The organism is Spirobacillus cienkowskii, from assembly GCF_037081835.1.
Lineage (GTDB): Bacteria > Bdellovibrionota_B > Oligoflexia > Silvanigrellales > Silvanigrellaceae > Silvanigrella > Silvanigrella cienkowskii.
The window spans coordinates 583,802-596,167 of record NZ_CP146516.1 but is presented as its reverse complement, the minus strand read 5'-3'; the positions used below and the strand labels follow the sequence as shown (position 1 = coordinate 596,167).

The window sequence follows — 12,366 nt, the reverse complement described above, 5'->3', positions numbered from 1 at the left end:
TCTTTATACATCAGGTAACTTTACTTTAATAATTTCGCCTAATATTTTAAAAGGATGATTAAACTTCATTATAGCAACATCATTTCTATCCAAACTGCCAAATATTACATTATTGTCTGTTTTTAAATACCTAGTTATATGAATTGTTTTCTCACAGTCAATTGCGCAAATTGTATCGCTCTCTGGAAATTTATCGGTGTTTACAAACCACAAAGAACCTTTTGGAAACACAGGTGCTATAAAATCAGAAAAAAGAAATGCGATAATGTGATTATTGGCAAAGCGAATATCGATATCTGTTACCACCTCAAAAAGTTTTTCAGAAGAATTTAATGGATTAAAAACAGAAATACCTGATATATTTTTTTTGGCAATTAATTGAATGTCTTCAATGTTTACTTTTTTACATCCCGTGATTTCGTCTAACGTGATGCTAAATCCATCTTTTTGAAAGTAATCTGCAATTTTTTTTAATATTTTTTCAGAAATAAATTTGGTTTTTTTAGATTCATTTTGACTAAGTAAGCGATAAAAAACCGAAGAAGAAATATTAATAGCTTCGGCTAAAGCATTTAATGAAAAATCAACACGATCCCGTTGGGACTTTTGTTTAATCAAATTTAAAATTTGATCTCGCAAATGCTGTGTGTTGTTAACTCCATCAAACGTTGCCATAAAGATTTCAACTCCATCATGTTGATCTCAACCTTGTTATGCTTTATAAGCATAACAGGCAACATACCATAAAACTTGATTTTTTCAAGAAGAGGTTGCTTTACTAAAAAAGAGTGCGCACTCGTGCACACCCTTCCATCTGGTAATCGGAAGATATCACGAGTGCACACCAACCACAAGTTCATAACGCGAGGGAGTGCACATGAAAAAATACTTTTGCCATAAAAGCTGTAAAGTTACTAATTCTACAAATACTCAACAATTAAAAAATCAATTACGAGAAATGACAACTATTTTAAATGATACAAAACTTAAACTAATAAATGAGCAGCTTTATTTTGCACTAGGTGAAAAAATTTTAAAAATTTCTCAACTACTCACCACTCCAGCACAAGAATCTATTACTTTAAAAAAACATCCCACTGAAATTCAATCAACTCACATTTATAATTAAAAATTGTGAGTTGTTAGTTTATTTTTGCAACAACACTTGTATTCATTCCGCTTGAGACATTAAACTCTTGAACAGATAACACGGCTCCTGTTACAACAGAATTAACAATGATTCTATATTTTCCAGGAATAATCCATAATTTTTTCTGAATATTATTAGACAATAATAACTCATTTTCCGTACCAAGAACCTCGCTTTTAAATTGCTCAAGTTCTTTAGAGATTGCTTTTTCTATACTAGAAGGTATTTTAAAATATATATTTTCACAACTTTTTGAAATGGTCGATTTTATTGCAAACTGTCGTGCTATTTCTATTCTTGTTTGAATATCCCAAACACCTCTAATAGAATTAGTATTTATTGCTAATTGAGGAGCATCACCCAAATCAATTCCAATTTTACCAGAATTGAGCTTGCATAAATGATCAATATTTAAATCAAGTGATTTAGCAAAAAATTGCCCATTTAAGTAAATACTTGGCAAGGCTTTATCAAGCAATTTTGGTATAGCAGTTATGCTACTTGGATTCATATTTGCGCTACGTGAACCATCAATTATAAAATTAAGCGAAGAATCAATAAGCTTAATTTGTGCTCTTACAACTGCTCTTGATTGTAAATTAGCAATATTTAATTGAATTCCTACTAATGATTTTCTATTCTTATCTAATTCAAAATTATTTTCTAGTTCGTATAATGCAGTTTGTGCTAACAATGCTGTAATACGTGGCCATAAAAATGATATTGTATCATTGTAAAAAAGTATCGTATCTGGGGAATAAGCTAAAAAATAAGGTAATTCTTGCGTATTTTCTTTTAATAAAGTTTTAACTGCACTTGCAACATGAACTAGTTTTTGATCATAGGAATCAAGATCTTTATTAGATAAGTCTCTACTTAAATTTGAACAAAAGTGAGACATATTAATGACTCGTCTATATGATAAATAAGAACTTTGTGGCAAATACTGCAACATTTTTTTACTTAATGACGCAGTTCGAGAAGCACAGTTATCTAAAGATTTTTTTAATGTATCAAACTCTATTTTAATAGAACTTAAAGATGAAAACCAACCAAAATCTAATAAAGTTTCTGAAATGCTTTTACTTAAATCAGCAAATTTACTTTTTTCAATTCTAGAAAAATTTAGTTCTCCTCCACCATCAAATACAATTTTACCTGCATTAAGAAATCCGTCATCATCATACTTTGCACTAATATCTTCGACATTGACAATAGAACCAACAAATGGAATAAAGACTTTATTGATTTTAGATCTTTTTTCTGACTTAATATAATAAAATAATCCAATATTATCATCAAAAATAATTTTTGATTTAGAACTAGAACGTAAAAAACTTGCAGGAATGATACCTTGTAGACTAGCACCCATATCTTTAATTAACGAAAGGTTACTATCTTTATCTTGTTTCCAAATATTTTGAATTTCTTTAAATGCACCATTTTCTGTTTGCGACAAAAGATACTGTTGCAGTTTTAAACTTCCGTTTTCTTCATAAGCCAAATCTCCTCGTAAATTTGACAACAAAGGAGATGAGCCAATTCGACTCACAAATTGTGCGGTATAGTTAGATGGAAATCCTGAATTTAAATCTTCGACTCCTACTGAAATAAGACCAATTGGAATATTACCTATTGTTGCAACATACCATGCTTTATTTTTAAGCATGGAAGACACAACTTCGGGAATTGGGAAATTTTTTGTGTCTTGCGAAGCATTAGCGCTTCCCACTTCTGATAATTTTGTATTTATTTTTAAGGTATTTTTATTTATAAATATAAAAAATACTGAAAATAAAGTAAAACTCAAACCTAAAAAGCAAAAAATTATAATCTTAAGTTGTTTTGACATAAAATTCCCCATAAGCTGACTTCTGGCTTAAGTACCAGTTATGCCATTAGGTATAATTGTTTATAAGAAAGAGTAGCACGAATCTAGTTTTTAAACACATTGGAGACAATAATTTTGATTTTGCTTCAAAGGATAATGACTTCTTTGCTTATTCATTGTGCAGTTTTTGCTTTAATAATTTATTTTAATAAATTCAATAATAATAAACTAAATTCAGTAACTTTTAAAATACATGAAAATATGCAATTATTATTCTTAGTTGATCACTATGATCAAAAAAAACAAGTCATTCATGATAACAACAAAAAATTTAATATTTCTAAAAATTTATCTCCAAAAAATTTTAGAAATTCAAAAATAGAAAACAACACTATTGAGAGTTTTACAAATAACAAAAAAATTCAAGAAGAATCTGTAAATAATTTAAATCAAAATTTTGGAATAGAAAATAATTTTTCCCAAAATAACGTTAATCCTTTTGGAATAATTAAAGTTCCAAAAAAATTGTTATCACAAAATTTATTTCCAAAAAAATATTATGCAAATTTCACTTTGATAAAAGAAAATGACAAAATAATTAGTTATAAATTTTTAGGATTAACACCAACTGGCAAATCATACGCGTATCTTGATAACAGTGTTCAAAAGGCTTTTTATAGTCAATTGCAATTGATCTCTATTGAAAAAGTTCTTTTTTGGTTAATAAATCAGCAAAATACACAATATTCCTTTGAAACACCTAGAGATTCAAACCATTTAGCTATTCTTCTTGAGTTTCAGGAAGCAAACTGATAATTCAATTAAAAGTATACGATTCAACACGTATTCTTTTCTTTTTTATGGAGAATTCAGTTCATGGTCAAACAGGATATAACCTCTACACCAAGTGATATTTTTTCTTTAAAAAACACCCGTATTTTTATTGCGGGAGACACAATTCTAGATACATATATTGAAGGCAAAGTCACTCGTATTTCTCCAGAAGCCCCTGTACCAGTGGTTTTAGAAAATAATCGCAAAGCAGTACCTGGAGGCGCAGGCAATGTTGCTGCCAATATTGCTGCAATGGGTGGAGCAGCATTTCTTTGCTCACGTATTGGAAACGATGCAGAAGCGAATGTGCTTAAAGGTATTTTAGAAGATTACGGCATAGAAACAAGCTCATTAATTATTTCTAATTCTGTTCCGACAACTACAAAAATGCGTATTGTTTCTGGTAGCTCCAATACTGTTGGTTCGCAACAAATTGTCCGTATTGATAAAGAATGCTGTAGTCATATCTCATTAGAAGAAGAAGATAGAGTTTTAGAACTGTACGAAAGATTTTTAGATAGCGGCGGTAATCGTTGTTTGATTATTTCTGATTATGGAAAAGGTTTTTTAACCAAAACACTTATTAAAAGGCTCATTCAACTCAGTAAAGAGTATAATGTACCTGTCGTCACCGATCCAAAAAGCGAAGATGTATTTCGTTATGTTGGATCAACTGTGATTAAACCAAACCTTAACGAAGGCCGATCCGTTGTAAAAGTGATTAAACCTGGTTTTATTCCAACATCCTTTGAACATGAAGTAGAATGTATTGCAGATTGCTACCTTGAAGCAAGTGGCTGCGATAACCTTGTGATGAGTCTTTCTGAACATGGTTTAATTAGCAAAGGCAAACAAATACAAGAAACTCTAAAAATCAAAACTCATGCACTAAAAGTTGCTGATGTTTCTGGTGCAGGAGATACCTTAGTTGCTTTTATTGCAATGAGTTTAGCGGCAGGTTTTTCATTAATGCGCGCAACTGAACTTGGCAATATTGCGGCAGGAATTGCTTGCGGTAAGCCAGGTACTTCAACGTTATCTCCTTCTGAATTTTTAGCTGCGTACAAAATGAAAAGTGAAGCGATTCATCCAGAAAAAACAATTAATCTAAAAACGTTAATTCAAATTTCTGGAGATCTGAAACTACAAAACAAACGATCTGTATTTACTAACGGTTGTTTTGACATTTTGCATGCAGGGCATGTGGAATACTTACAAAAAGCAAGAGCGCTTGGCGACTTACTTATAGTTGGACTCAACTCTGATCAGAGCGTATCCCGCTTGAAAGGGCCGCATAGACCCGTTCAACCCTCTTTCGATAGAGCAAGTATTCTTGCGTCACTTGCTTGCGTTGATTACATTATTATTTTTGAAGAAGACACACCAATCGAAACGATACGTTCTATAAAGCCTGATATCTTAGTTAAAGGTGCAGATTATTCACTTGAAAATACAATAGGCGCCAAAGAAGTTTTATCTTGGGGAGGTAGTGTTGAACATATTACTCTATTACCTGGTAGGAGTACATCATCAATAATTCAAAAAGCCCAATTTGTTAGATAGAATAAGTTAACGCACTATTGTTTACAATATAAGGGATAAATTATGAAAATTATTGCAACTGAAAACGCGCCTAAAGCCATTGGTCCTTATTCACAAGCTATCATATTAGGCAATATGATTTATTGTTCTGGCTCAATTCCTTTAAATCCTAAAACTATGCTTGTAGAAGCGACAACTATAGAAGCACAAACCGAACAAGTTCTTAAAAATATGAACGCTATTCTCGAAAATTCCGGATCAGGATTAAATAAAGTAGTAAAAACAACAGTTTTTCTTAAAAATATGGATGACTTTCAAAAAATGAATGGTGTTTACGAGCGAATTTTTAAAGGACATGCACCTGCGCGCTCAACAGTTCAAGTTGCTAAATTACCTCTTGATGTTATGGTAGAGATCGAATGCATTGCAACTCTTTAAAAGGTAACAAGTATTTAACTCTATAAAACTATCATAAAAAGCAAATTAATTTATTTTTGACGAATTGCTTTGATAAAGTATACGATGGTTTTGCATGCGTAAAGAGGGAGAAACGTTATGAACATGAAGTCAATGCAAAAATCCGCGATAAAACCAATTCCTGCTGCAAAAAACTTTAACACTCCACAAAAATTATCTATATTTTCTAAAATATTTGGTTCAGAATATCAAAAAATCATTCAAGATCTTAGAGCAGAAAATCAAGAACTTATTTTAATGAATCAAAGAAATATGGAATCGATCAAATCACTTTCAGAACAGTTAGCAGAAAGCTTAAGTTTTCAGCAAAATTTTATTCAATCTATTGCTGACCGTTTAAAAATTATTGACGATCTTCCTTGTCGACAAGAAGAACTTCACCAAAAAATTATGGACTCTTTTGATAGATCTTCTTTTTTTATTCAAAATGCATCTCAAGATCTTATTCAAGCAAAAGCTAATTTAGTATCACATCAATCTGATACAATTGAAAATTCTGGCACAATTGAAATTGCAGAATTTATGCGTAATTTTTTAACAACTAATCTTTTAACAAAACAAATTCGTTTGGTGCTTCAAATATTTTTAGAAGATAAAAATTTAAACTCAGAAGCTGATAGTCATCTTTCTAAATTACAAAAAAACTTACAAATTGTTAATCATCAAACAGCTCAAGTTAATTTTAAAATTGAAAAATACAATCTCAAAATTGAAGATAGTATTTGGAAACCTTATGCTCCTGATTTACAAACAGCAGAAGTCACTGAACATTGCTCCCCCGAAAGTTTTCACAATTTAATAAAACATGCTCAAAAATTAGGGATGTTTGAAGAAAATGATAAAATAAAATCTCTCGTTATTGCAGAAACCTTACCAGCAATATCTTTTTTCAGCAAAGAAAAATCCGCATGGGTTGTTAAACGAAGAGCTAAAGTCGTCATTCTTAAACCAAGCTAATTTAATTAATAACAGTTTTTAAAGATATATTTTCTTACAATTTTATCTATCTCATTAAAGTCTAATTGATGAGTCGAATTAATTAATAGCACATAAGAAGCATTACTGTTTTTTAAATACGACATTTTTGATAAATATCCATTTGTACTGCCTGTATAAAAGTAATCTAAATCGTTAAGATCACGATCATGTGCAAAAAATATACCAAATCCATATCCACTATTCATTTCATTAAAAGTGATTTTTTTTAAGTTATTTAAATTGTTATTTTCTTTTTTAGAAAATAAAGGATTTAAAAATTTAAGTACATCATTTGATGTTGAAATTATTGATCCAGCATAGCTTAAGTATGATAAACTAAGATCATTAACATCAAGATTTTTGAATAATGATTTATAATTTAACGAGTAAAAATAACCCTGAGTCAAATAAGGAGTTTTATAAAGTGGTATTTCTGTTTTTGGTCTATGTTTAATAAAGTAAGTATTACTCATTTGTAAAGGCTGTAAAATTCTTTTTTGCAATTGTTCTGAAAAAGTTGAATTACTTACTTTTTCAATTATTTTTCCGAGTAAAATATAATTGGTATTGGAATACATCCAACTAGAGTTTGGCACAAATTTTAAATCTTCACTTTTAACCAATCTTAATAAATCTTCGTTTGTAAAATAATAATCAGGATCACGTAATGTTTTTCCTATAAAATATTGATTTTTAGGATCATTATAATTATGAATACCACTAGTCATATTGAGTAAATTTTTTATCTTAATTTTTGACCAATTTTTATACTGTTGTGGAAAATATTTTTCAATATTATCTTCAAGTGAAAGTAATTTTTCATTTTCAAGTTGTAAAATTATTGTTGCAACAAAAGTTTTAGTTATACTACCAATTTGAAACAAACTTAATTGAGTTACATTTTCACCATTTATACTATTAAATCCTAAATTAATATCAATAACATTAAAATCATTAACTTTTGGACACTTTATTGCTAAGGATATAGCTGATAAATTTTCTTTAGAGATTATTTGGTTTAAATCACTTTTCAAATTTTCTAAATTGTAAATATTTTTACTAGAATTAACTTGATGAACACATGAAGTTAGAATAATAATCACTAAAATTTTAAACAATAATTTGAATTTTATCACTAATCCTCCAATATAAATAAATTTTAGAATATCAAAAAACATTAGTTAGTCAATTTTTCAAGAATACCATTACAAAACAAAACCCAAAAGCTTACCAATAAATAAAAATTATATCACTTGACTAAATAATTACATATTATCTATGTATGATTGATTTAATTATCTAGCATCTTCTTAAGGGATTTAAATTTTATGAATATATCAGAAAGCAAGTTTCTTAATAAAGTATTAATTGAAACCAAATGGACCGATCTCGACGCATACCATCACATCAATAACTCTAAATTTTTTGACTATATGACAGAAGCGCGTTCGCAATTATTTTTTGAACAATCGTTATCAGAAAATGCAATACAATTAGTTTTATATGAATGTAAAATTTCTTTTAAAAAACAATTGAAGTATCCTAATAAAGTTTGGGTTGAACAATATATATCAAAAATAGAAGGAGCTAGTTTTGATTTGTCTTATATTATTAAGTCTTTTAAAAATTCTGAGATAATACATGCAGATGCTGAAATTAAAATGGTTTGTTTTGATCCTATTAAAAACAAAGTATGCAGAATACCTAAAAATATACTAGAAATTATTTTAAAACAAAATTAGATTTAAAAAATTTTTTTAACAGACCTATCTATAAAAAAATTAGATAGCGCACATAAAATAGAATAAATCTTAATTTTTTTAACTTCTGAACGTGACACTTTAATAACTTTTTCTGGGGTTAATATATTTTCAGAGTTTTCTATTTTTTTAAGTGTTGCTATAGCTAAAAATAAAGGAAAAATGCAAAAAAACCGTATTCTAAAATTAAATGCTGGAATATTTTTTAAATAATTTATTGCAATATCTATATCATTATAAGCTAAATTTAAAATTTCACGCACAGCGTTTTGTGATTCTATCTTTAAGTTTTCATTTAACATTGCTTCATGAGAAACACCATATTTTTTTAAAATATCTGACGGAATATAAATTGAATTTTCTTGTTTAGCATCCCATGCTATATCTTTTAAAATATTTACAGTTTGCAGCGCCTCACCAAAAACACTCGCATTACTTTGTAGTTTATTAAAAACATTAATGCTGACTCGACTTCCGTATTCTTTCCATAAATCTGTCAATAAGTGTCCCACAGTACCAGCTACATAATAGCAATATTCTTTGTATTCATCTAAAGTTGCCAACCTAATTCCATTGGGATAGCGCTTTATAAAAGAAATCATTCCTTTTGCCATTTCACAAACCCAACGGGTTAATGTCAGTTGCGTTGTTTGCGATAATGAAAAATATAAATGAAATACTTTATGAGAATTCGCAACCAACTGAATATGATTTTTATCACCACTTAAATTTTCAGCTATTTTTGTATAAGCAGTACATTCTTCAAAACTTTTAAAACAATCTATAAACTTTTTTAAATAATGTTCCTTTTGCAAAATACTTAAAGACAAATCATCTTCTACAGTATCAATTATTCTACATAATAAGTAACCAACCAAAACAGATTTTCGCAATTCTCCAGAAAGAAATTGAATGCCAATTGCAAAAGATCGAGATACATTTGGCAATATATTTAAGCAGTAGTTTAATGATTCAGCATAATTGAGTTCAATTTGTAAGTCGTTACTTTTACGAGTATTCATGAATAATAATACTTTCAATATCAATTAGGAAAAGGAATTTGTGCAAATGCATCGCATGAAATAGAACTTCCAGGGACAGTAAGAGTTGGTGGAAAATCTGCTCCATTACCAGGCCATGTTATTTCGAGACGATCAATTTCTGGCACTTCTGCACCCAATCCAAAATGTGCTACAGGCTCCATTTGACACATATACCCGCTGCCTGAACAAATGTGTTTTGTTTGAGCCTTTCCATTTTTTAAAAATAATCTAACCTTAGCCCCCAACGCTGGAAATCCGTGTTGTGTTAACGGCTGAATTCTTAGCCAATGATTCCGATTAGGAACCCCTAAAAATAATTTATTAGTGCTTGGCAACCCCTCACCACATGTTACAAAAATATCTAAAAAACCATTACCAGTCAGATCACCAATTGCAGCACCAGAGCCATTTAAATCTTTTAATGCTAATGAACCGATATGAATTTCTTCCCAAGTTTTATTTCCAAGATAACGATACATTCGGTTTCTATTATTAAACGCTGTTATAAAAATCTCTTCCTGACCATCATTATCAAAGTCTGCAACAATAACACACCTGATTGTTTTTGGAAGCTTAAAAAAAGGAGGAGATTGATCTTCAAACCTACCTTCTGGAGTTTGAAATAAAATTGAATTTTTACCTTCCCACGCACCTATAACAATATCTGTAAGACCATTTCCATCAAAATCTGCTACAGCCATTGCTCTTGAATGATTATTTTCATCTTCTAGCGAAAAATGATGAGCTGCTTCAAAATAAAGACCTGACTTTATTTTTGTAAAGTAACTATTTGCTTCTCGCTCATTGCCAACAAGAATATCAATCGCTTTTTTATTTAAAATATACTGCGCTAAAACACTCCGCCCCGTTGCAAATTGGCTTAAACCAAAAATACGAGATAACTCTTGGACTTCATTTATTGTTGTATTAAAAGTAAAAAATAAGCTTGGAGCTTGGTAGTTTGTAACAAAAAATGAATGTTTTCCTTCTCCCTGATAGTCAAAGGCCGCAACACTTCTACCAGAATAGCGATTTTGATATTCTGAATCTTCATCAACAATGTTATCAAATCGCAGAGTTTCGCAATTTTTTGATGTTCTCGCAATAATATTATCACTCTGCTGCTTCATTCCAGAAAATGCATCTGCATGCATCATATACACAGACGGATTTCCGTTACCTAAAAAATCTCCAACAGAAAAACAAATCGTATTTCTATGAGGTAACATAAAATTATTTGGTGCAATATTTGAAAATGTTCCTGTTTCTTCATTATATTTATATATAATGTTATTACCACTTGCATTTGCAACAAGTATTTCTGGTTCATGATCTCCATCGATGTCAAAGATAGTCACACCAAAATATTTAGAAGGTAAATTATCCTCTAATGCGTAAGATACATCGTTAAATAAAATTTTACTTTTTTTTGTTTTTGAAGTCATATTATTTCCAAAACTAGGCAACGCCTTTTCTAATATTATCTAAAATATTTTAAAACTCTGTTCATAGAGGATTACCCCCTTCACGTCTTAAAAGACCTGCTTACTATAGAAAAAGATTCATTTAAAGCCAACTTTTAACAAACAAAAACCCTCTTGCCTAACCGCCATTCTCAGTGCGGTTTGCAAACAGTTTAAGCATCCATAATTTAAATATAATACTAAATAATTATTAGGATTTTTGCGCATCTAGCGCTTTTATAGCTGCCACAAATAATGCAAAACATACGGGTCCTAGCAAAGCTCCTGCAAGCCCTAACATAGACATCCCCCCCACAATAGCAAGAAAAATCCAAAAGAAGTTAAGATCTATGCCACCCTTCATAAAATAGGGTCTAAGTAGATTATCCAACACTCCAACAGCTAACGCACACATTAAAATACCGATTGCAGCACCAAGGGAGCCTTGACTAAAATAGATCCAAATGGCAGCACCAAGCATTACAGGGATTGTGCCCACAATTGGCACAAATGACATAAAAAATGCGATGATTCCCATAAGCGCAAAACGCGGAATCCCAAATATACCTAGTACCGTTGCTATTATTATTGCTTGAATAAAAGAAACAAAAATATTTACTACTATAAAAGCTTTTAATACCGATGAAACTGTATTTGAAATTAATTCACGCTCTTTTTTCCAAGGGATTATTTTAGGTAAAAATGATTCACGATATTTTTTTCCATGAATCATAAAAAATATCCATGTTAAAATAAATAAAAACATTTTTATTAAAAAAGCCGGTGTTGCTGTTAAGGCTATTCCCGCTTCAGAAGCCAACATTGTTGCTAATTGTTTTAAACCGTCTGTAAATTTTAAAACCACTTCATCAGAAGAATAATTTAAAGAAAATTCTTTTAAAAACCTGCTAACATCAATCGATTTTTGGTTTAAAAAATTAGGTTTTTTTAATTCGCTTTCTAATAAATTTAAAGCGGTTAAAAGTTCTTGTATACCTGTTGTTAAAAGAGTTAAAATTGGACCAAATATTGCAACAACTGAAACAATTACAAGTAATGTACTTAATACCCATTTCCAAAATTCTTTTTTAATTTTTAGTATTGAAATAGTTTTATTTAAAATTGGCTCGTACAAATAGGCAATGGCAACTCCAAATAAAAAGGGAATTAAAAATGGATAAATAATAATAAAACTCAAAATAGTAACAATAAAAAATAAAATTTGTTCTTTAGTTAAAATAAAACGCACATAACCTCCTTAAAAGATAGTTGCTGTGCGCTAAATTCT

At 29.8% G+C, this 12,366-nt stretch carries 12 protein-coding genes; 6 read left to right on the top strand and 6 right to left on the bottom strand.

Annotation, left to right across the window (positions count from 1 at the left end):
- Positions 1–3: 3 nt before the first annotated feature.
- Positions 4–675 carry a helix-turn-helix transcriptional regulator gene (locus Spiro2_RS02605; protein WP_338636829.1) on the bottom strand — a complete coding sequence of 224 codons (672 nt, stop codon included), beginning with the start codon at positions 673–675 and terminating at the stop codon, positions 4–6.
- Between the two features lie 202 nt (positions 676–877).
- Here Spiro2_RS02605 and Spiro2_RS02600 point away from each other — a divergent pair, with 202 nt between their 5' ends.
- On the top strand, positions 878–1,129 hold the full coding sequence (locus Spiro2_RS02600) for a hypothetical protein (RefSeq protein WP_338636828.1): 252 nt from the start codon (positions 878–880) through the stop codon (positions 1,127–1,129).
- A 13-nt stretch (positions 1,130–1,142) separates the two neighbouring features.
- Here the strand turns inward: Spiro2_RS02600 and Spiro2_RS02595 are convergent, their stop codons facing one another.
- Positions 1,143–3,002, bottom strand: coding sequence for a hypothetical protein (locus Spiro2_RS02595; protein WP_338636827.1), 1,860 nt, complete (start codon positions 3,000–3,002; stop codon positions 1,143–1,145).
- 114 nt (positions 3,003–3,116) lie between these two features.
- Between Spiro2_RS02595 and Spiro2_RS02590 the strand changes: the two genes are divergently transcribed.
- From Spiro2_RS02590 to Spiro2_RS02575, 4 genes are all read left to right on the top strand, one after another.
- Positions 3,117–3,794 carry a hypothetical protein gene (locus Spiro2_RS02590; RefSeq protein WP_338636826.1) on the top strand — a complete coding sequence of 226 codons (678 nt, stop codon included), beginning with the start codon at positions 3,117–3,119 and terminating at the stop codon, positions 3,792–3,794.
- A gap of 63 nt (positions 3,795–3,857) precedes the next feature.
- Positions 3,858–5,378 carry a D-glycero-beta-D-manno-heptose 1-phosphate adenylyltransferase gene (gene rfaE2, locus Spiro2_RS02585; protein WP_338636825.1) on the top strand — a complete coding sequence of 507 codons (1,521 nt, stop codon included), beginning with the start codon at positions 3,858–3,860 and terminating at the stop codon, positions 5,376–5,378.
- Positions 5,379–5,420: 42 nt separating this feature from the next.
- Positions 5,421–5,795, top strand: a complete 375-nt coding sequence (locus Spiro2_RS02580) for a RidA family protein (RefSeq protein ID WP_338636824.1) — start codon at positions 5,421–5,423, stop codon at positions 5,793–5,795.
- A gap of 117 nt (positions 5,796–5,912) precedes the next feature.
- Entirely contained in the window at positions 5,913–6,791 is an 879-nt protein-coding gene (locus tag Spiro2_RS02575) for a hypothetical protein (protein ID WP_338636823.1), read from the top strand.
- Positions 6,792–6,796: 5 nt separating this feature from the next.
- Here the strand turns inward: Spiro2_RS02575 and Spiro2_RS02570 are convergent, their stop codons facing one another.
- Positions 6,797–7,948 (bottom strand): serine hydrolase domain-containing protein, encoded by a 1,152-nt coding sequence (locus Spiro2_RS02570; protein WP_338636822.1) that lies wholly within the window; start codon positions 7,946–7,948, stop codon positions 6,797–6,799.
- Between the two features lie 192 nt (positions 7,949–8,140).
- Between Spiro2_RS02570 and Spiro2_RS02565 the strand changes: the two genes are divergently transcribed.
- On the top strand, positions 8,141–8,554 hold the full coding sequence (locus tag Spiro2_RS02565) for a thioesterase family protein (RefSeq protein WP_338636821.1): 414 nt from the start codon (positions 8,141–8,143) through the stop codon (positions 8,552–8,554).
- 2 nt (positions 8,555–8,556) lie between these two features.
- Here Spiro2_RS02565 and Spiro2_RS02560 read toward each other — a convergent pair whose 3' ends face one another.
- The 3 genes from Spiro2_RS02560 to Spiro2_RS02550 form a co-directional block, all read right to left on the bottom strand.
- Positions 8,557–9,594, bottom strand: a complete 1,038-nt coding sequence (locus Spiro2_RS02560; protein ID WP_338636819.1) for a phytoene/squalene synthase family protein — start codon at positions 9,592–9,594, stop codon at positions 8,557–8,559.
- Between the two features lie 20 nt (positions 9,595–9,614).
- The gene (locus tag Spiro2_RS02555) at positions 9,615–11,060 is read right to left on the bottom strand and encodes a CRTAC1 family protein (RefSeq protein ID WP_338636817.1); all 1,446 of its coding nucleotides are present in this window, start codon (positions 11,058–11,060) and stop codon (positions 9,615–9,617) included.
- A gap of 229 nt (positions 11,061–11,289) precedes the next feature.
- Positions 11,290–12,327, bottom strand: coding sequence for an AI-2E family transporter (locus Spiro2_RS02550; protein ID WP_338636816.1), 1,038 nt, complete (start codon positions 12,325–12,327; stop codon positions 11,290–11,292).
- Positions 12,328–12,366: the final 39 nt, after the last annotated feature.